12 protein-coding genes are annotated in these 21069 nt (G+C 46.1%); 9 read left to right on the plus strand and 3 right to left on the minus strand.

All coding sequences use genetic code 11. The annotated features are described in order from the left end of the window. The first annotated feature begins 321 nt into the window (after positions 1-321). Complete coding sequence (locus EHO57_RS00375; protein ID WP_135646808.1) at positions 322-840, plus strand: DUF1993 domain-containing protein; 519 nt, start codon at positions 322-324, stop codon at positions 838-840. A gap of 48 nt (positions 841-888) precedes the next feature. Here EHO57_RS00375 and EHO57_RS00380 read toward each other — a convergent pair whose 3' ends face one another. Next, positions 889-1998, minus strand: coding sequence for an AraC family transcriptional regulator (locus EHO57_RS00380; RefSeq protein WP_135646809.1), 1110 nt, complete (start codon positions 1996-1998; stop codon positions 889-891). 298 nt (positions 1999-2296) lie between these two features. On the opposite strand from EHO57_RS00380, the gene EHO57_RS00385 reads away from it, so the two are divergent. After that, positions 2297-4117 carry a C45 family autoproteolytic acyltransferase/hydrolase gene (locus EHO57_RS00385; protein ID WP_135646810.1) on the plus strand — a complete coding sequence of 607 codons (1821 nt, stop codon included), beginning with the start codon at positions 2297-2299 and terminating at the stop codon, positions 4115-4117. 7 nt (positions 4118-4124) lie between these two features. On the opposite strand, the gene ispG is transcribed toward EHO57_RS00385, so the two are convergent. Further along, on the minus strand, positions 4125-6125 hold the full coding sequence (gene ispG / locus EHO57_RS00390) for a (E)-4-hydroxy-3-methylbut-2-enyl-diphosphate synthase (RefSeq protein ID WP_135646811.1): 2001 nt from the start codon (positions 6123-6125) through the stop codon (positions 4125-4127). A 493-nt stretch (positions 6126-6618) separates the two neighbouring features. Between ispG and EHO57_RS00395 the strand changes: the two genes are divergently transcribed. The 7 genes from EHO57_RS00395 to mdoH all read left to right on the plus strand — a co-directional run bounded on the left by EHO57_RS00395 (position 6619) and on the right by mdoH (position 19665). Next, on the plus strand, positions 6619-8667 hold the full coding sequence (locus EHO57_RS00395; protein WP_135646812.1) for an NHL repeat-containing protein: 2049 nt from the start codon (positions 6619-6621) through the stop codon (positions 8665-8667). A gap of 202 nt (positions 8668-8869) precedes the next feature. Further along, positions 8870-9187 carry a hypothetical protein gene (locus EHO57_RS00400; protein ID WP_135646813.1) on the plus strand — a complete coding sequence of 106 codons (318 nt, stop codon included), beginning with the start codon at positions 8870-8872 and terminating at the stop codon, positions 9185-9187. Positions 9188-9256: 69 nt separating this feature from the next. After that, positions 9257-10531, plus strand: a complete 1275-nt coding sequence (locus EHO57_RS00405; RefSeq protein ID WP_135646814.1) for a hypothetical protein — start codon at positions 9257-9259, stop codon at positions 10529-10531. Positions 10532-10860: 329 nt separating this feature from the next. Continuing rightward, the gene (gltB, locus tag EHO57_RS00410; protein ID WP_135646815.1) at positions 10861-15348 is read left to right on the plus strand and encodes a glutamate synthase large subunit; all 4488 of its coding nucleotides are present in this window, start codon (positions 10861-10863) and stop codon (positions 15346-15348) included. A 144-nt stretch (positions 15349-15492) separates the two neighbouring features. Beyond that, a complete protein-coding gene (locus EHO57_RS00415) occupies positions 15493-17091 on the plus strand; it encodes an OpgD/OpgG family glucan biosynthesis protein (RefSeq protein WP_246050420.1) in 1599 nt (532 codons plus the stop codon). After that, positions 17078-17488 carry a hypothetical protein gene (locus EHO57_RS00420; RefSeq protein WP_135646817.1) on the plus strand — a complete coding sequence of 137 codons (411 nt, stop codon included), beginning with the start codon at positions 17078-17080 and terminating at the stop codon, positions 17486-17488. The genes EHO57_RS00415 and EHO57_RS00420 overlap by 14 nt, the downstream gene beginning before the upstream one ends. Then, positions 17485-19665, plus strand: a complete 2181-nt coding sequence (gene mdoH / locus EHO57_RS00425) for a glucans biosynthesis glucosyltransferase MdoH (protein ID WP_135646818.1) — start codon at positions 17485-17487, stop codon at positions 19663-19665. The genes EHO57_RS00420 and mdoH overlap by 4 nt, the downstream gene beginning before the upstream one ends. A 215-nt stretch (positions 19666-19880) precedes the next feature. On the opposite strand, the gene cfa is transcribed toward mdoH, so the two are convergent. Continuing rightward, a complete protein-coding gene (cfa, locus tag EHO57_RS00430) occupies positions 19881-20999 on the minus strand; it encodes a cyclopropane fatty acyl phospholipid synthase (protein WP_135646819.1) in 1119 nt (372 codons plus the stop codon). Positions 21000-21069 lie beyond the last annotated feature (70 nt).

Below are 21069 nucleotides of genomic sequence, written 5' to 3' on the forward strand. Positions count from 1 at the left end.
TTTGGGGACTTATTAGAGAATTCCCTAGGATCGTATTTGGATGTAGTGAATTCGTTCGGATTGGGTTTACGCACATAGCGGGTCCCTTTTGCGAAATTTGTAAAAGAAGAGGTCGGTAATCCTTCTTCCTTCTTTGGGACTTCTGTCCGCGAAGGATGGAGCCGGGGTCAAAAAATCGTGGATGCGATTTTTTGACCGGAGGCGAGAGTCTGACCCGAGCGCAATAAATTATATTTTTATAATGTATTGGAGTGCGAGGGACGCGGCCCGGGATTTCTTTTTAATACTTGCCTCCTTGTAAATCGGATCTTTCCTGGGAGCATGCAACATATTTCGATGTACGAACTCACCAATACTCAGTTTATAAAAGTCCTTGGAAACCTAACACGCTTCATTGAAAAAGGAGAAGCTTACGCTGGATCGAAAAAGTTTGATGTGGAAGTTTTGTTGAATTCGAGGCTCGCCCCCGATCAATTCCATTTTATTCGGCAAGTGCAGAGTTCTTGTGATACGGCTAAACTTGGCGCATCTAGGCTGACCGGAAAGCAAGCTCCCGTGCATGAGGATACGGAAAAGACCTTGTCGGAGATCAAATTTAGGATCGAGGATGTGATCCGTTTCCTAAGAACTTTCACCGAAGCGGATTACAACGAAGCAGCTTCGAATAAGATTTCCTTGCCTCGCTGGGAAGGTAAGTTTTTGTCCGGGGCGGAGTATGCGATCCATCATATGATCCCTAATTTCTATTTTCATATTACGACTGCATACGATATTCTTCGTCATAACGGCGTGGATGTCGGGAAGAGAGATTATCTGGGAGAACTTCCCTTAAGGAATTAGTTCTTATCTATATGCGGAAGTTCTAATATTTTGGTTTCCGCATTTTTCTTATGCAGGGAGATTCTTTTTCCTATATAAAGCGGGAGAGAGTCCCTTGGCCTTTACGAACTGGGAATTGAAAGTGGATTTGGAATTAAAGCCTACGGAGAAGCCTATATCCAGCACTGATCTTTCCGGTTCTCCTGTAAGTAATTTGCAGGCTTCTTCTACTCTGTATTTGTTGATCAGCTCGTAAAAATTCATCTTGTGTACTTCGTTCAGGTATCGAGAAGTTTGGTGAAGATTCAATCCTAATCCTGCCGCAAGATCTACGAGCCTTAATTCACTGTCCCTATATATATATTGTTTTTCTAATAAATCTTTTATTTTCTCTCCCGCGGATCTGATCTCCGAGTCAAGTAGGGGAGTGTTTTGATACTTCGAGTTTTCTATGACTTCGGTAATCTCTTGGAAGAAACCGGGATGTCTTTCTCTGACTACGAAAAGAAGGATCACTGCGGCTCCGATGAGGGACGTCCCTAATTCGAATCCTAAGCGATCCTTTAGGAAAAAGGCGGATCCTATGAGAATGTTTGCCACAACCGGAAGAAGAAGTATAAGCCAAATCAATTTCAGTTCGTAGATCTCGTAGGATCTGCTCACCTGATGGTAAAGATGAAGACAGAGTAGGGAATAGAAAGAAACCTGCAGGCAAGCGATGAATGTGGCTATATGGACTAGATCCAAGCGAAACGTAGAGGTTCCGGCAAGGACCTCCGATCTAAGTTTGTTCGGTTCCTGTGAGAAGAAGATCACTTCGAAGATCCCAAAAATAAGAACAATCAGAAAGTGATACCAGTATTTCCTGAAAAAGGTCTTTTTCGGTTTTTCGATATTTCCCGCTTCCGGTTCTTGCAGATAGGAATCGATGTAGGTATACAATAGAGGGCCGACAAGAACGATACTCGTATACAGGAAGAAGAATAGATAAGGAATTTCTAATAGATCTCCTTGCAGATACCAACGGTAGCGCATCAGGATCGCTCCGGTAAGTAGGAGGATGATCACCAAGGTCCGATTTGCGGGGGATTTTCGGGAGATCTCCAGGATAGAATATAGAAATGCTGCACCTGTGCTAAATTCAATAAAACCAAGTAGAATCGAGTGAATCCAGTCCATGCGATTTGTCTTCGGAAGATTATAATTCCGCCTTCTGTTGTAAATGGCAATAAGTTCCTACAGCAGCGATTCCAGGATTTTCTGCATTGTAAGACTGGGGATTTTGTGGTACGTGCAGGGCGAACCCACGAGCCGCTCCCCCCACCCACGAGGGCGGGGGCCGCGTTGCATTTAAACCTTCCGTGATTTTGCTTCACTTCGTTCAGCAACCCGCTCGGGAATCTCTCTCCCTATGGGTCGATCGATTGGGCGGGGGCCGCGTTCCTAGTCCGATCCGATAAGATGGGTGTCCGAACCTATGGAGCCGGTCGATGTAGGCGCTGAATCCTGCTATAATGCGAATATGAATTCAGAAACGTATCCGCTCGCAGTTTTACAGCTCTCGGGCAGTCAGGAAGAAATGGGTCGCCAATTCGGTGAGATCATGAATCAGATTGGCCAGTTTGAGCCGATCTTCGACTTTTATCCGGTGATGGCACGTAACCTTCTTTTGGGAAGTTTGCCGAGAAAGAATCGGAATGCACTTGCTAGGGGAGCTACTTCCTTGCTCGTGAATTGGATGGTGAATCGGATGAAGAAGAATCGTCCGAGCGAATTTTCTGCCAGGACCAGGGCGGCACTTTCCACTGCGGGTCGTTCCATTAAGATCGAGAAGGACCTGTTTACCATGGACGCTTTCCAAAATTCGGTCGGACTTTTGGGAATGATCCAAGTGCTTCCGGAACTCGCTCATATTTCTCCGAGTAGAACTCCTCAGATGGTCCCTGCTTGTACGAGTGTTGCTGTTTGGGGAGACCAAAGCCAGGACGGTAAACTATATCATGCTCGCAATTTCGATTTTCCTGGTGTGGAAGTTTGGGACAAGAGGCCGATCGTTGTCTTCTGCACTCCTAAGAAAGGATTACGTTATGGTTATATAGCTTGTAGAGGCGCGGATGTTCCCGGTATCACTGCGTTTAACGAAGCAGGCTTGACCATCGCATTTCATACTCGTTTTCATAAGAAAGTCGGTTTTAGCGGATTGGGAGTGATCGATTTCGGTCATAAGATCATTTCCGAAGCGAAAAATATCCAGGAGGCCGTGGAGATCGCTAAGAAGAATAAGATCAATTCGACTTGGGGAGCCATTCTTACCAACCATAAGGAGAAGGGACCGAAGGCTGCTATCCTCGAGACGAATTACGGAAATGTGGATGTCGTCTATCCTAGGCTAGGTGCCGACCATATCGTAAATACGAATCATTATCAAAGTGAGAAGTTGCAAGAGGGAGAGCTCATGGCTGCTCCCGTTTTCTATCACCATTGCATTACTCGTTTCGATCGTGCCGAAGAATTACTGACCTCTCAACGGAAAAGGGGAACGAGTGTAGTCGATCTGCAGGATATTTTGGATGATACGATCGATCCTTCTAGCGGAGAGGCAAGGACCATGGGTTCCACGATCCGTCAGATCACTTCTGTGAAATCGGTGGTGATGAGCGTAGAGGCTCGGAAAATATTCGTATCTTTGGGAACGGCTCCTACCGGAAGCGGACCTTATGTCGAAGTGCCGATGGCTTGGGGAGAACCCGGTTATCAAATCCTGGGTTTGGACGGATCTACGGAGAAGAAATCGAAATCCAAGGCGTCTTCTTCTCAGAAGAAAACTAAAAGCATTAAGATCTCGGAAAACAAAAAGGATCTCTCCGTTCAATATTATAAAAAGGCGATGTTGATCAACGATGATCCGAGCCTTGGAGGTGTGGAGGAGATCCTTTCTGAGTTAGAGAAGGCGAGTCAGATTTCTCAAGAGGACCCTTCTCTTTTGTTCATGCAGGCTGTTTTGCATTTAGAAACCGGAAGATTCAAGGAGGCTGCCTTCCTTCTGGAGCAGGCCGAGAATTTGGAACCTTCTTCTTTTAGAAAACAGCAAAGCCAACTATGGCTCGCTCGAACCCAGTCCGTTTTGGGAAGACAGAGACTCGCAGATCATTTTTATAATAAGATCTTGGATGCGAAACCAGAGTTCAGCACTGCAGTTTGGAAAAAGAAAGTATCCGACGATAAGGGAAGTTATTCTGCAAAGAAACTCAGACAAACTTCTCCGAATTTCCTGATCGTGGATGCAAACGAACTCTAGGTTCTAATTAATGGGCCGATTCGACGGATTCTCTTTCGGCCCACATTCCTGAGTCCTTGATGAGTTGGACCAGGCGCTCGTCCGCTTCTTCAGAAGGAACGTTTTTCAGAACGATCTCCTTGCCTCGATATAAGTGGACCTTGCCTGGACCGGCTCCCACATAACCGAAGTCTGCGTCCGCCATCTCTCCCGGTCCGTTTACGATACAGCCCATGACTGCGATCTTCACTCCTTTGAGATGACCTGTTTTTTCTTTGATGCGAGCGGTAGTGGTCTGTAGATCGAAAAGTGTCCTTCCGCAAGAAGGGCAGGAGATATATTCCGTTTTCGTAAGTCGAAGTCTTGTGGCCTGCAATATATCGAACCCGAGTTGTAGTACTGCCTCCGGCTCGGAGTCCACAATCTTGATCCGGAGCATGTCCCCGATCCCGTCTGTGAGCATTCCTCCGATCCCGATCGAAGATTCATAGAGTGCGGTTTCCATATCTGGATATTCTGCGCTCAAGAAGATCGGATAATCAAAATCGCTGAGAATTCGCGCAAGCTTTCGATAATCGTGAAGTATATGAGGAGTTTTTAAAGAGAAGGCTACGGATTCTATGCCTGCCTCCTTGAACGAATCCGGAAGGCCTTTTAGGCTTTCGATCTGATAGGCCTGTACGTTCAGTTCAGTAATTCCTCTCCCTTCTCGTTTATTCAGAAATTCTAATAAAGAATCCCTGTTCTGGAAATGATGGAATGGATCGATGGTGATCTTTGGGAAAGGAAGAAGGTCTTCTAAAATATCCTCTAATAGGAGCTCGTTCTGTTCCACGATCACTCCCATTGGTACAGGAGAGGACTTGGATGTATTCAGGCAGTCTTCTCTAAGGAACGGATCGCTAGGCAAGGGAACGGAAACCGTTTCTAATTCTAAGGACTTGGATCTGGCATAGCTTCTCAAGGAAGAAAGTTCGCTTGAGAATTGACTTTCCGATTCAAAAGGAAGATACGATTCGATCCGAACGGGTTGGGTCTCTCCTAAGGAAAGAGTCGATATTTGGATCGGTTTGCTATAAAATCTTTGATAAGAATATGGATTCCTGAATTCGGAATACCCTTGCGTAGGCGCCTCGGGGAATCGGATCCGATTGTACTTGTCTGCGAGAAGCCTTGCCACGGGAACCTCATGGATCGGATCTTCCGTAAGGGAAACGCGGATAGTATCTCCGAGTCCATCCTCGAGCAAGGAACCAATTCCGATTGCAGACTTGATCCTTCCGTCCTTTCCGTCTCCTGCTTCTGTCACTCCTAAATGCAAAGGGTAGTCCATTTGCAATTCTAGGAACCTACTGCAAAGAAGTCGGTAGGCTTGCACCATCACCTGAGGATTGGATGCCTTCATACTTACTATGATGTCTTTATAAGAAAGGCTTTCTGCGATGCGAATGAACTCGATCGCAGATTCTACCATTCCCTGAGGAGTGTCGCCGAAACGATTCATGATCCGATCCGAAAGGGAACCATGGTTGGTCCCGATCCTCATGGAGACCCCGAGTTCCTTACAGCGCAGTACAAGAGGGCTGAATACTTCGGAGATCCTCTCCAATTCTTCTCTATATTCTTGGTCGGTATAATCCCGGACTGCAAATTTCTTTTTGTCGGCGAAATTGCCCGGATTGATCCGAACCTTCTCTACCCATTCTACGGATTTCATCGCAACACTAGGAGTAAAATGGATATCTGCGACCAAGGGAACTCTGCTTCCCGAACGTTTTAATTCTTTTCTAATATTAGGAAGATTGTCTGCATCCGGTTGAGAAGGAACCGTCAATCGAACGATCTCGCAGCCTGCCTCTTCCAATTCCAGGATCTGTCTCACCGAGTTTTCGGTATCCCTGGTATCCGCAGTGATCATGGATTGGATCCGGATCGGATTCTCTCCACCTATGCCTACATCTCCTACCTTGACCTCTCTGGTCTTGCGTCGTTTATAGGAAAAAGGAGAATGATTGTAGCGGAAGTTCATGTAAGCTCTCTATTCCCATTTAGAGCCTCCCAGAGCCCCTGTCATTTAGGATTTTTGGAAAAAACATCCCCCAAGTAGGCAAAATTTACCCCTAAAATCCCTGTAAATCAGCCTACAATTTCGGGTCTGAGTGTAATCCGAGAGGGGAATGAATCGAATTCTCCCACATATACGTAAGCCGAAATCTCGACAAGAACATGTTCGGTAAAAAGTTTGAGGCCTAAATCTATTTTCCACCTAACAGTTGCTCAATCCCTTTTTACTGTCGTTCATTCCCTTTTTTATTCCTTTGGATCAAAAGTATCGGAAATCCACTTGTATGGTTTGTTGATCTTATGAGCTTTAGCTCATATTTTAAAAATACAGTTCCTTAGCTATATATTCTGATAAAGAAGGATCGGATCTCTTTGTGATACGTAAGAATTTTAAAATTTTGTTATATATTATTCTTCTCTTCTTCGTTTTGACCAATTGTTCTACGGATGGAGGCGGAATGAATCCGTTTTTTGCCCTCTTTGGTTCCAAATCCGGGACCGGTGGAGGAGGCTCCTCCGGCGGCGGAGGTAACGGAGGCGGTGGTGGGGGAAGCACCGGAGTCCCAAGTTGGGTTTCGGCCTCGGATGCGAGTTCCGCAGATAAAGTAGACTTGCAATGGGAACCGATTGCAGGAGCACAATTTGATGTAATGAGGAAGTCTTCTACAGAATCCTCTTTCCAAAAGATCGCAACTACAACGGATACTACGTTTAGTGATACTAGTTTGGATCCGGGCAAAACATACCAGTACTCGATCCGTACGAGCGATGGCACGAGTACCTTCGATACGGGCTGGAAAGCCTTCTCTGCAGGATGCGCTACTCAGTTGAATCCTGCCGGACTTTCGGACTCTCAATTCTCCAGATTGAAGTATGGACTTTCGGGTATTTATTTTGCCGTGGCGAATCTAGGCAAATTCCTCTTAGTTGCGAATGGTGGAAGGGTCACTCTTTTGAACGAGAACAAGGATGTGATCGGAGTTTGGGCAAACGTGCTTCCAGTCGGAATAGTAACAGACAGTTCCGGAAATATATTCGCCACTTCTAATTTACAATTGCTTAAATTGAAACCGGATTGCAGCACTCAAACGATTGCAACCCTACCGGGCGATGCGGTTCCTACCGATCTCGTGATCGATTCTTCCGATAATCTGTACATAAGCGAAGCAAATACGAGCACTGGGACGGATCGGATCTTTAAATACGACACTTCAGGAAATCTTTTAACCACGTACGATATTCCGGGTGTCGGACATAGGCCGATGTCAATCGTGATCCAGAATTCGGACAACACTCTTCTTGTGGCGGATCAATCCAATTTCGATCTAGTGCAATACAGCTTTAACGCAGACCAATTGGATCTGGTCGTTTCTAAACCGATGCCTGTGATCGGGACCGTGCTCGATCTGGATATTAGTGGAGGTCAGATCCTTCTCGTAGTTAAATCCAATAGTGGTTCGGATTTTGGTCCGAATATTACTCGATTTCATAGCGGTATCAATGGAGGATCCGTAACTTTCGCATTTAATCCGCAAGGTTTGAGCTTTAATACGGCTCAAGTCCAGAATATAGCAGTGGATTCTCTGACGGGAGCGCTTTATATTTTAGAGGGAACTACGAGTAGCGTATACTCTTGTCCTCCTAGCATCTTCATAAATTGCAGCCAAATTGCAGTCAGCGCCTTTCCAGTGAAAACGGTTCGCGATACGGATGGGAATTTCTATATCCTTCATGCGAGTCCGTTGAATTACATTTCTAAGTTGAATTCGAACGGAGCACATATCGCGACTTTTAACCTTCCGAAATACCAAGGCGCTTCGATTACGGCTATAGATATGGAAATCGATCAGAATTTCCTGTATGTTTCTGCGAACAACAATTCTGGGGTTGCGCTAGCAAAGATCAAAACGGATTTTACTTCTTCATCCATTAATGCATTTAAGACGGATATTGGATTCGATCTTCCGAATATAGCGATCTCTGAAAATACAATATACAACGATGTTCATACCTTCGGGGACACGAATGATTTTCTCTATATAGGATCCATGACACTCGATACCCAGGTAGTGCATAATTACTCGGACGCAACGTATCAGAAATTCTTCATGCAGCAGATACTGGATCTGGAAACCGATTATGCAGGCAATCTGTACTCTTTGAATAATGGATTCAATGAGGACTTTTCTTCCTACACTGCGGTCTCTAAATTCGATCTGAATACATTAGGATGGGTGAATATAGCCGATTCTGCGAATCTTCCCACTGCGGCTATTTCTACGGATCGATCCGGCAATCTATACACAGTGGATTTGAATTCTACCCATGATGGATGGAATATTGTGCAAAGAGGCTCCGATTTTACGGAGAAGAAAAGACTCTCAGTAGGACCGGATTTTACTGCATCTAGCCTGTATGTAAACGATGCAGGGGATCTTGCGTTTATGACTACTTCGGACGCCTTGCATAAATTTGCCTTTCCTGTCTCCTTCTTCTCGTTTAAGTAAGGATACATATTGAGATAATTTAATATTCAATACGATCTGCCGGCTCCTAGTTCTGTCTCTAAACGGGAATTAGCGCGTCGGCAGTTTCGGATTTTTCCCAAAGCAAAAAAAAAATCTAAACGACGAATTTGAGATCGGATATTCCAAAACCGATACTTTGGTTATAGGAAAGGGCTAAAGCCCTTAAAGAGAAGAAGCCGGTATGGAATTTCTGGAAGCCAAAGATCTAGTCGAAAATAAGACGTACCGCATCCGACTCACCGTTGCCATTTATAGAAATAATATATTGTCCTATAAGAACGATATCGTAGTTCCCTCCGTATATTTACGTAGAAACGAGGCCAGGGCCCATATTCGTAAGGAAGTCTCGGAGCGTCTGGCTCATTCTTCCTTCTTTCGTTCTCCTCGTCCGGACTACGATCTGGTCCGCTATTCCGAAGAAGCTACCTGCAATACTTTCTTGCGATATAGGATCATCAGTAGAAGCCCAAGCGAAGAAACTCTACCTAAAACGGTTTAGATCTTGGCGTAACTTAATTGTCTTGAATTCCGACCTAAGGGTGTAAAAACTTGACCCGAAATCGGGATTATGGCAGGACCAGAGAAAAAGGTCATAGAAAAAAATTCTCACGGCGAGTACGCGCTTACCGCCTACGGAGAATTCTTAAGTTATTTTCATACTCATATCCAGTTGTTCAGTTCTCTGATCTCCGCAAAGAAGATCTCCGCTAAAGACCAAGAAGCACTTAAGTCCAAGATCCGTTCTTATATTGCGACGAACGTACAGAAGACGGATCATTTCTTCGATCAGCTTCCTCAGTTTGCGCAGTTCTTGGGAATGAGCTCTCAGGATCTTTCCTCCTACATGAACCGGAACTTTCTTGGCGCCTTGAATAAGGTCAAAGCCAAGCTGCTCGAACAGGAATCTGTTCTAGAGCAAACTCCTCGTAAGAAAAAATATTCCAGGATCAGCGACGAGATCATAGAAGGATTGGGGTTCACCTTTCCATCCGGACATAGATTCGAAGCGGAGGAAGGGATTATCTTCTTAGTAGACATGGCCACCGGTACCAAGAGAGAAGCGGCGGCCTTAGGAGAAGTGGCTCGTGAAACTGCAGCCGCTGTCGCAGCCGCCAGGCCTGTGGCTGTTCCGGTTCGCAAGGGGCCAGAGACTCCTATTCTTGCGGAAATACTTGCTAAATACGGCGAATTATTCTCCGGCAAACCTCTCATACTACAGGTAGAAGAATTAGAAGAAGAGGATGCTTCTGTGCCAATGGGAGAGGAGATCCTTTCCGATGTGGAAGATCTTCATTTCGACGGGGATTTTAGTTTCGAAGCTACTGCCGTAAGCGAGCCTCCGGTAAGCATTCCGTTTTCGAAATATATGGATCAGGTAAATAAGGTCCGCGTTTTCCAGAAGGCCGGACAATTGGAAGAATACAAGAGATGGGTGGCCTCTTTGCCTGTCGAAGAAAACGCTCTCGTCCAGTTGCAGACCTCTCTTCTTAAGGAATCCAGAGGGGAAGTGGTAGAGTGGGATGGGACCCTGGGACAGTTAGGAACCAGAACCGGGCTTTCCGAATCTAGGCTGAGAAAGGTTTTGGAATTGGGACGGGACTTCTTCAGAATTCGAAACCAATTGGAAAGCTCTTGGAACAAGGCAAAGAATGCGAGCCCTCAGGTCGCTGAGCTTGTCAAGAAGGCCTGGCCTCATATCCTAAGAGTCATGGACGAGTATCCGGACTTCACTTCTATAAAAGGGAAGATGGATCAATTGCTTTCTAGGATCCCGGACGCAAGCCAGAGAAAGATCCTTTCAGACTTATTTTTGAATCCGGTACTTTCAATTCGTAGGAACTAGCTGGTATCGTAAATGCAAGGCGGCCCCCGCCCTTTAGTGGGTGGGGGGAGCGGCTTGTGGGCTCCTTCGGGTTCCCTTACCAGAAAATTCTAAATCTGGCAACTGTAATTTTAGAAGTTCCCACATTGTAGGAACTCTTCCCCGTTTCCCTTGGGAGTTCCTACAAAAAGATCGTTTTCAAAGTAAGCACTCGTAAATTTACTGGTCTAAGAATCGGACACGCCGCATAAAATTCAGCCAAATAGTTGTGGGTGGGGCTTTCCCGTCCGTGGACCAAGGCCCGCGGGATGTCCTGATTTCATTTCAACCCTAAAGAGGAACCTTTGCGGATGTTAAACCTTGACGAACAGTTGCGGATCCAAAAGTACTTGGAGGAAAACGGTCTTTATGACAAGTCCTTCGAGCGCGATAACTGCGGTGTAGGCTTCGTCGCTTCTTATAAGGGCGAGTCCAGCCACCGAGTCGTGTCCATGGGTCTGAAGGCGGTTGCCTGCCTAACCCACCGTGGAGCCGTTGATGCAGATATGCAGACCGGAGACGGCGCGGGGATCATGATCCGCATTCCTAAGAAACTGTTCGCAAAGTATATCGAAGATATGGGACACAGACGTCCCGAAGAGGATTCTATCGGAGTGGGAATGGTTTTCCTTCCGAGAGAAGATATCGATAAACAAGACGTTTGTCGAAGCCTCATCGAATCCGCTCTAATGCAATTCAACTTCAAGCTCTATGCTTGGAGATATGTTCCTGTGAATCCTGAGGTTTTAGGACCGAAGGCAAACGCTTCTCGTCCTCAGATCGAGCAAGTTCTTATCGGCAAGCCGGAAGGAATGTCCAACGAGGACTTCGAAACGAAATTATTCCTCATCCAGAAGAAAGTCATGAGAGATGCTCTTAAACTTTCCATGAGTGAGGACTTCTATATCTGTTCCTTCTCTTCTGAAAGGATCACATTCAAGGGTCTTTTCAACGGAAACCAGGTATCTCAATTTTATGAGGATCTGAAGAGCGAAGAGATGGTATCTCCGTACTGTATCTTTCACCAAAGATATTCTACGAACACATTCCCTAGTTGGGCTCTCGCTCAGCCTTTCCGTATTCTTGCGCACAATGGTGAGATCAACACTATCGTAGGGAACCGGATCTGGATGCTCGCAAGAGAAGAAGAACTCGCCTGCGAAAAATGGGGAGAGTTCCAAAAAGAGATCCATCCGATCATTCGACCACATCTTTCCGACTCTGCAAGTTTGGATAACGCTATGGAAGCGATCGTGCGTTCCGGTAAGGACGTACTTCATACCAAAGCGATGTTGATCCCGAATGCTTGGAGTAAGAACGTTCAGATGTCCGAAGGATTGAAATCCTTCTACGAATATAATAATACTTTAACTGAACCTTGGGACGGACCTGCGGCTCTCGCATTCGCAGAAGGCGACTGGGTCGGAGGAAGCTTAGATCGTAACGGTCTTCGTCCTGCCAGATATGTGGTTACAGAAGACGGACTCGTGGTTATGGGTTCCGAAACCGGACTCGTTCATATCGACGAGGATGTGATCACTAAGAAAGGTCGTTTGGGTCCGGGCGATATGCTCGCGATCAATTTGAAAGAAGGGAAGGTGTACTTCAACGAAGACATCAATGCTCTCTTCGAGAAGAAATACGATTATAGAGACTGGTCCAAAGAGAATGTAGAGTATCTGGATCAGACTATCGACGAGTCTATCGCTAAGACTGTGACCTATACAGGAGACGAGTTAAGAAGAAGACAAATCCTCTTCGCATATTCTCCATACAAACAAAAGGCAGTCATCAAGCCTCAGGCGCAACTCGGGAAAGAAGCTATCGGTTCCATGGGAGACGATACTCCTCTTTCCATTTTGATGCTTTCTCGCATAGGATTGTATACCTACTTCCGCCAGAGATTCGCGCAGGTAACCAACCCTCCGATCGATTATCTGCGTGAGAAGGGAGTGACCTCTCTTTACACAAGACTTGTAAAGAAGACCAACCTGTTTGCGGATGAAAAACCTCAGAACTGCTTGGTTCTTTCTCATCCATACCTTACCAATCTCGGATTGCAAAGGATCCGGGACAAAGACGGAAAACAATACAAGGTAGTTACTCTCGATGCAACTTTCGAGGCTCACCATGAGGCGGGTGCAACCAGAAATTATCTAGAGCTCGCATTGGATCAACTTTTGGCGGACGCAGTAAAAGCTGCCGAGTCGGGAGTGAATATTCTCATCCTTTCCGACAAGAAATTGAATAAGGAAAGAGCTCCGATCCCGATGGAATTGGCCGTGGCTGCGGTCCATAATCATTTGATCCGCAATAAGAAGAGAGCTGCGACTAGCATTCTCGTAGAGACGGGATCCGCTTTCGAGATCCATAACGTTGCGGTCCTTCTCGGCTACGGAGCTTCCGGAGTAAACAGCTATCTGATCTGGGACACTCTTCACGATCTATGGCAGAAGGGAGACTTCGACGCAGAAGACGGAACCCGTCCTTCTTTCTCTTCTCTATGCTCTAACTATCGCTACGGAGTAGACGACGGACTTCTGAAAGTCATGTCCAAGATGGGAATTTCCATCATGTCTTCCTATGTAGGAGGACAGGTCTTCGAGGCAATCGGTCTTTCTAGAACGCTAATCTCCAAGTATTTCCCTGGGACATACTCCCGGATTTCCGGGATCGGTATCGGTGGGATCGAGCAAAACATATTAAGAAATCATGATATGGCCTTCAATAAGGAGATCAATCCTGACGATTTCATCTCCGAGAAGGACGATCAACCTCATAGATGGTCTCCTAAAGTCGTAAAATTCATCCGTAAAGCGGCTGTAGATAACGATTACGAAGCATTCTTAGAAGCTTCCAAGATCATGGAAGAAAGCGATCCGATCAATATTCGGGATCTATTCGATTTCGTAGAACGTGCCTCTGTGCCGATCGAAGAAGTGGAAACTGTTTCCGAGATCCAAAAACGTTTCTTAACTCCTGGTATGAGCCATGGAGCTCTTTCCATCGAGGCGCATACGGATCTCGCGATCGCTATGAACCGTTTAGGCGCTAAGTCTTCCTCCGGAGAAGGTGGAGAACATCCTTCTCGCTACGTAGTGGATGCGAAAGGAGACTTGGCAAATTCTTCCATCAAGCAGGTTGCTTCGGGTAGATTCGGTGTGACTTCCGAATATCTGAACTCCGCAAAAGAGTTGGAGATCAAGATCGCGCAAGGTGCAAAACCTGGAGAGGGCGGACAGCTTCCTGGTAAGAAGAATAATGAGGAGATTGCGACAAACCGTCACACTCCTCAGGGGATCGATTTGATCTCTCCTCCTCCTCATCACGATATTTATTCTATCGAAGATCTGTCACAGTTAATCTATGACTTGAAACAGGCCAACCATACCGCTCAAGTTTCCGTAAAACTGGTTTCAGAAGCTGGTGTGGGAACGATCGCTGCCGGTGTTGCGAAAGCGAACGCGGATGTGATCCTGATCTCAGGACATGTCGGTGGAACGGGAGCCGCTTCCTTGACCTCTATCAAGCATGCCGGTTCTCCTTGGGAGCTTGGTCTTTCCGAAACACATCAAGTTTTAGTAATGAACGGTCTTCGCGATCGAGTGGTTCTCCGTACTGACGGAGGGATTGTTTCCGGTAGGGATGTGATCATCGCTGCTTGCTTAGGTGCGGAAGAATACGGTATTGGTACCGCTTCTCTTGTGGCTCTGGGTTGTATCATGGCGAGAAAATGCCATTTGAACAACTGTCCTACAGGCATCGCGACGCAGGACATGAAGTTCAGAGCGAAATACAAAGGCTCTCCGGACCAAGTCGCTAATCTAATGACCCTTCTCGCAATGGAAGTGAGAGAATACCTAGCTAAGCTCGGATTCCGTTCCATGGATGAGATCATCGGAAGAACGGATCTTTTAAAACAGATCACTCGTTACGAGCAGGATCGTTTGGATTCCTTAGACCTGAATCCGATCCTTGTTCGTCTTCCTCTTCTCTACGATCCTAAAAAGAAGAAGGATCGATCCGTAAGAAGGGAGACTGTTGGCGAAGTTCTAGACGATCGCATCATTAAAGACGCGGAGCCTGCACTCGAAGGAAAGACTTCCATGTCTCTTTCTTATTCTGTTAAGAATACGAACAGGACTGTGGGAGCTAAGATCTCCGGTATTATTGCTCGTAAATACGGTTCTAAGGGTCTTCCTGGAAAACTGGAGATCATATTAGAAGGTACTGCGGGACAGTCCTTAGGCGCATGGCTTGTGAAAGGAGTGCAGATCACTCTGCATGGGGACGCAAACGATTACGTGGGCAAGGGACTCTGCGGAGGAACCATCGTAGTTCGTAAGCATCGTCGTTCCAAGCTCAAGGCGTATGAGAACGTGATCATCGGTAACACCTGTCTCTACGGAGCTACTTCCGGAAAACTCTTCAGCTCAGGAAGAGCAGGAGAAAGATTCGGAGTGAGAAACTCCGGAGCGGACGCTGTCGTCGGCGGAGCGGGAGACCACTTCCTGGAATACATGACCAGCGGGACCATCGTTTGTTTGGGCTCGGTAGGTAAGAACATGGGTGCCGGTATGACCGGAGGAAAGGCTTATTTCTTCCAGAAAGATTGGGAGCTTGCGCCTCTGATCAACAAAGAATATGTGAAGATCGTGGATCTTGAGAATGAAGATTACGAAATCATAAAGTCTTTGATCACCGAGCATACTAAGCTGACCGGTTCCGAGCTTTCTGAAGAAATTCTGAAAACTTGGGAAGACTCCAAAAAATATTTTGTGAAAGTAACTCCTAAATAATAAAATATTCAGGAATTCTTAACAAAAGAAAGAGCAAGGTTTTTGTGTTCGGTGAAATCCGAGTGCAAAACGCCTTGCTCTCATTGTTTTAGGATGATAGACTGACATTAACGCGAGTTCAACGAAGGATACGCATTGTTACGATTGCATATAATTCTAGCGTTTGTGGCAACAGCCTTACTATTTGCCGTCGCGGATCGACAGCAAAGAAGGGATAGGGTAGAGGGAGACTTCTCCGATCTTTCTTCTTTTCTGAGCGTGATGGAAGGAGATACTCAGGGCCAGAGCCTCCCGCCTACTTTTAAATTCTCCTTTAACGATCTGAAGCTAAAGGCTCGTAATCTTTCCAAGCAAAGATATATCCCTCCTCGTGCTGCAACTACGGATTTCTTAAAAGGCCTTCCCTGGAACCAATACAAGAATATCGTGTTTCGTCCTGAAAAATCCGTTTGGAAGAAGGAAGGAAATCCTTTCCAGCTCCAATTCCTTCATCCTGGACATCTGTATAATACGAACGTTCGGGTCTTTGAAGTAAGAGGGGATTTTGCGAGAGAAGTGGCATATGATCCTTCTTCTTTCGATCTGTCAAAACTGAAGGGAGTGGGGGAATTGCCGCCTAATCTAGGTTACTCGGGATTTAAGATCCATTTCCCGATCAATACCCAGGAACATACGGATGAGTTTGCGGTCTTCCAGGGAGCCAGTTATTATAGGATCATTTCAAAGAAGCAATGGTATGGTCTTTCTGCAAGAGGAATAGCGATCAATACCGGAATGCCATATCCGGAGGACTTTCCTAGCTTTCGGGAATTCTATGTGGTCAAACCGGATAAGACGGATTCTTCTATAACCGTCTATGCATTGTTAGATGGTAGGACGGCGACTGGGGCCTATGAATTCCAGATCACCCCGGGTAAGGTTTCTGCAGTTCGGGTGAATGCGGAGGTTACTCTTAGATCCAAGGTTGATCGTTTGGGGATCGCTCCTTTGACGAGTATGTATTGGTATAGCGAGACCAGGGGAATTCCCAAAGGACAGGCCTATCCTGAATCTCATGATTCTGATGGATTACTTGTGCATACCGGACGAGGGGAATGGGTCTGGAGACCTTTGGATAATCCTAGGAGAAGCACTACATATTCTTTTCCGGATGAGAATCCGAGAGGATTCGGGCTGATCCAAAGGGATAGGGAATTCCAAAATTACCAGGATAGCGAGATGCGATACCAACTTCGTCCGAGCGCTTGGGTGGAGCCTGAGACTGCTTTCGGCAAGGGGAACGTGCAGCTTCTTGAGAACCCTACCTTTCGGGATTCGGATGATAATATGGGAGCCTATTGGATGCCGGATCCTATTCCGCAACCTGGAACTCCATTCGATTTTTCTTATACAGTTCGCTGGCCGGATGTGGATCCTTTGCCTGATTCTTTGGCAAAAGTGGTGGCCACAAGGATCGGAGACTCTCAGGCGGATCCGGAATTAAAGACTTTCTATGTGGATTTTAAGAATTCTACTTTGAGTTCCCTGGACCCGTTTGCTTATATCCAGGCTCGGATCGATACCGGAGAGAATGCGGAGCTTGCGGAGTATTCCGTGCAAAAGATAGAAGAGACCGGGGTATGGAGACTTACCTTCGGTGTCTATCCTAAGAACAAATTTAGGCCCTGTGATCTAAAGGCGGCGCTCAGCAGAAACCAAGAAGTCATTTCAGAAACTTGGAATTTTACCCTTGAGCCGAACTAAGAAGAAAAGCGATCAGGCGAGTTCTGTAGGAGTTCCCACATACAAACAAGGCTCCAGAGAATGGGATCGTTTGGAACTGTATCTGAGAGGAATGGGGTTAGAGGACAGTCTGGAGATCCGGGACATTCTCATAAACGTATTCGAAAAATATAAAGTAGAAGGCGTCTCTCTTTTTGAAACATTCGAGCAGGAGATCTCCTTAAAGTTAAATCGGGATCTGGAAACTAGTCTTCCCGCAATGGAACCCGGTTCTATGGTGCCGAGACCAATTGACTTTGGGCCTTTGGCCGATCTTGCTTCTCCTTCTGCGGAAAAGCCTGAACCTGTAGCCTTAGTGCTGACTGCATTGTTTTGGGCCGCTGTCTATATCTCTCTCGCTTTCTGGTATTTCTCATGAGTTCGGAAAGTTTCTCTTCTTCTCTTCCCGCTCCGGAAGCGATCTTAAAAGAAGCTTTCGATTCCAGGAAATTCACATATAGAAGATTGGGCTTTGTCGGAGTACTCGGCCTACTTTCGCTCTTCGGAGTTTATTTAGAATATCGTTTTTTACAGATCAATGGGATTTCTCCTTTGGAATGGGCGACCCTTCTTCTATTCTGTATGCTCTTTCCTTTATTGGCATTCGGAGCGACCACCGCGATCTTCGGAGCTATGCAAAGAGTGAGAGGTGGAGATCCCACAAGGATCTCGGGACTCATCGCCGATCAAAAGACGGACCCGAAAGATCTTCCTCCGACTGCTGTAGTCATTCCGATTCATTGCGAAGATGTCGCCAGGGTCACAGCAGGATTAGAATCCATGATGAAGTCCGCAGGATTGGTGGGCTTAGGGAAAAACCTAGACTTCTTCTTGCTATCCGATACGACGGACCCGGATGTTTGGCTCCAAGAAGAGAAGGCATTCTCCAAACTGTCACGAAAACCGGAGACCAAGGGAAGAGTATATTATAGAAAACGCAGGATCAATCTGAACAAGAAGTCCGGGAACATAGCGGACTTTTGCAGAAGGTGGGGAAGACGTTATCGATACATGATCGTATTGGATGCGGACAGTCTACTTACCGGAGAATGTATGCTGAATTTGGTGCGCTTGATGGAAGCGGTGCCTAACGCAGGAATTATCCAAACCGTTCCAAAGATCATCCGAGGTAGAAGCTTATTCCAAAGGTTGGCTCAATTCGGCACATGGCTCGGAAATCCTATCTTCGGAGCAGGATCGTATTATTGGCAGGTATTCTCCGGACCTTTTTGGGGCCATAATGCGATCGTCCGATTAAAACCGTTTATGGAACATTGCGGACTCCCTGGATTGCCTGGAGAAGGAGCTATCGGGGGAAAGATCCTTTCTCATGATACTGTTGAGGCCGCATTGATTAGAAAAGCTGGATATACCGTATGGTTCGCATATGATCTAGAAGGCTCGTACGAAGAATGTCCTCCGAACGTCTTGGAAAGTCTGCAGAGGGACAATCGTTGGTGCCAAGGAAATCTTCAACATTTCTGGTTCTTATTCGTGGGAGGCTTGAGGATCTCGAGCAGGATCCATATTTTACTCGGGATACTGTCTTACGCAAGCTCCCTTCTCTGGGCCTTGATGTTGATCGCTACCAGCTTTACGGTTATGGCGGATACGGATTATTATCGTTTGGCTTCCGTTCCGGAGGAATGGGTAAAATTCCAGGAGAGTCTCTATCTTCCGGTCTTTTATGGTTTGCAAGCTTATACGATACTGATCCTATTCATGCCGAGAATATTATCTTTTATTGATGGACTATTTTTTAGGAGAAGGGAGAGCGGGATCGGTGTCTTTTCTTTTATTCTTTCCTTCTTCGTGGAATTTATCCAGTCCGTGATCTTGGCTCCGGCGTATATGGTCCAATACACTCGTTTTCTGTGGATGACATTTTTGAATCGCAAGATCGAATGGGGACCTCAGAACCGGGACCCGGCTAGAGGAATGGATAAAATGGCCGCTGCCAGGGTACTTCTTCCCCAGGCTTTTTATGGGATCGGGATCTCCGTTTGGCTATTCGTATATTATCCGATCTTATTCTATTGGCTTCTTCCGATCACCGGAGGATGGCTTTTGTCCTATTTTTGGTCCGTCTGGACTTCTTCTCCTTCTCAAGGAGAAGTATGGAAGAAGAAGGGACTTCTCTTAACACCGGAAGAAACGAAAGATAACCCGATCCTTTCAGACACGGAGAAACTGGAAAAAGAATATTCAAATTTTCTAAAGGGAATGGAAGCGGGCAGTGGGGTCTTTCTCTCCGTTGCAGATCCGATGCTATTCCGATTCCATACATCCCGCTTAAGAACTCGCAAGCGGGAATCTGTAGCGAGGCAAAAGTATATGGACGGCTTGGCCCTTTCTTGGAAAGAAGAAGGGCCCGATTCGCTCAATAGAAAGGAACTGAGTCGTCTTCTTTGGGATAAACGAACTCTTACCGATTTGCATCGCTGGTTTTGGGAAGCGGATCTAACGCAGGCCCATTTTTGGTGGAAAGAACGATTCCTGGAATACCAGACTCGATTGAGGACGGAACAGATCGAGTCGTGGTTTCAAGGAAAATAAAAACAGTTCCCACATTGTTGTTTTGCTCTTGCAGAGATAAGAGTTTCGTGATATAGGGACCGCGAGGCTTTCCCACTGGCGACCCACCTCCCCACCCGAGGAGGGTGGGGGCCAAGCTTTTCGATAGGACATAAATTTTGCTTCACTTCGTTCGGCAACCCTACGGGAATCTCGCTTCCTACGGGGCACTCGATTGGGTGGGGGCCGCCTTCGTTCTACCGAACTGCCTGATATACTTCCTCCCTGGCGCCCTTGGAAAATACGAACTGCCAGAGTTGGATCCGGCGGGATCGAAATGCACCGGCACAACTCAGAAGATAGAATCTCCACATTCTGTAGAATCTTTCTCCGTACTTCTTCTGGATCTTGGCCCAATTCTTTTCAAAATTATTGTACCAAGCCATCAGGGTCTTATCGTAGTCGGGACCGAAATTGTGAAGATCTTCCAATACGAATAGATTCTCTCCAGCTTTCGTGATCTGGGCCGCAGAAGGAAGATGGGAATTCGGGAAAATATACTTAGAGATCCATGGATCGCATACCTTGTCCGAAGTATTCGAACCTATTGTATGAAGAAGGACTAGTCCCTTATCTCTCAAAGATCGAAAGATAGTCTCCATATATATTTTGTAATTCTTATATCCGACATGTTCCATTTGACCGACGGATACCACTGCGTCAAATTTCTCGTTTACGTCCCGATAATCCTTGAACTGATAATCGATCTTGAGCCCTTTCGATTTTTCGGAAGCCAATTGCAATTGCTCTTTGGAAACGCTGATCCCAGTCACTTCTGTGCCATAATGTTTTGCAGCGTGTCTCGCTAAACCTCCCCAGCCGCATCCTATATCTAGGATCCTCATTCCTGGCTGTAGTTCTAACTTCCTACAGATCAGATCCATCTTATCTTCTTGCGCTTGGTCCAGGCTTTTTGCGTTTTTCCAATATGCACAGGAGTAGACCATTTCCTTATCCAGCATCAGCTCAAAGAGATCGTTACCTAGATCGTAATGTCTTTCACCGATTACGAAAGCTCTGCTTTTAGATTGTTGATTGATCGCAATTGCTTGTAAGTAGAGAAAAATATTCCCCCAAGCTTTTGCGGCTTTCTCGATTCCATTGTTAAACAATCGATAAACGGTCTCGTCGAAACGTTCACATTCGAACCAACCGTTCATATAGGCCTCCCCTAAGCCGAGAGAGCCGTCGCTTAAGATCTTTCCAAAGAGTCTATCGTCCTTAACATGAATGTCCCATTCGGAGTTTCCTTCGAATTGTATCCCTGCTTTTTCAAATAGCTCTTCTACTTTACCACGTACTTTATCCTTCCACATGATTCCCTCCATTTGTCGAGAGTCTTCGGTGAAGTAAAATACACGGTTTTTAAAAGGATGAAAAGTAAAA

Origin of the sequence: Leptospira langatensis, assembly GCF_004770615.1 — a bacterium.
Classification (GTDB): domain Bacteria; phylum Spirochaetota; class Leptospiria; order Leptospirales; family Leptospiraceae; genus Leptospira_B; species Leptospira_B langatensis.

What these genes read in the sequence shown, in the direction of transcription:
- EHO57_RS00385 (WP_135646810.1), top strand. Translation starts at nt 2,297, where the DNA reads ATGGAGCCGGTCGATGTAGGCGCTGAATCCTGCTATAATGCGAATATG.
- cfa (WP_135646819.1), bottom strand. Translation starts at nt 20,999, where the DNA reads ATGTGGAAGGATAAAGTACGTGGTAAAGTAGAAGAGCTATTTGAAAAA.
- EHO57_RS00405 (WP_135646814.1), top strand. Translation starts at nt 9,257, where the DNA reads ATGGCAGGACCAGAGAAAAAGGTCATAGAAAAAAATTCTCACGGCGAG.
- EHO57_RS00395 (WP_135646812.1), top strand. Translation starts at nt 6,619, where the DNA reads ATGAATCCGTTTTTTGCCCTCTTTGGTTCCAAATCCGGGACCGGTGGA.
- gltB (WP_135646815.1), top strand. Translation starts at nt 10,861, where the DNA reads ATGTTAAACCTTGACGAACAGTTGCGGATCCAAAAGTACTTGGAGGAA.
- mdoH (WP_135646818.1), top strand. Translation starts at nt 17,485, where the DNA reads ATGAGTTCGGAAAGTTTCTCTTCTTCTCTTCCCGCTCCGGAAGCGATC.
- ispG (WP_135646811.1), bottom strand. Translation starts at nt 6,125, where the DNA reads ATGAACTTCCGCTACAATCATTCTCCTTTTTCCTATAAACGACGCAAG.
- EHO57_RS00380 (WP_135646809.1), bottom strand. Translation starts at nt 1,998, where the DNA reads ATGGACTGGATTCACTCGATTCTACTTGGTTTTATTGAATTTAGCACA.
- EHO57_RS00400 (WP_135646813.1), top strand. Translation starts at nt 8,870, where the DNA reads ATGGAATTTCTGGAAGCCAAAGATCTAGTCGAAAATAAGACGTACCGC.
- EHO57_RS00375 (WP_135646808.1), top strand. Translation starts at nt 322, where the DNA reads ATGCAACATATTTCGATGTACGAACTCACCAATACTCAGTTTATAAAA.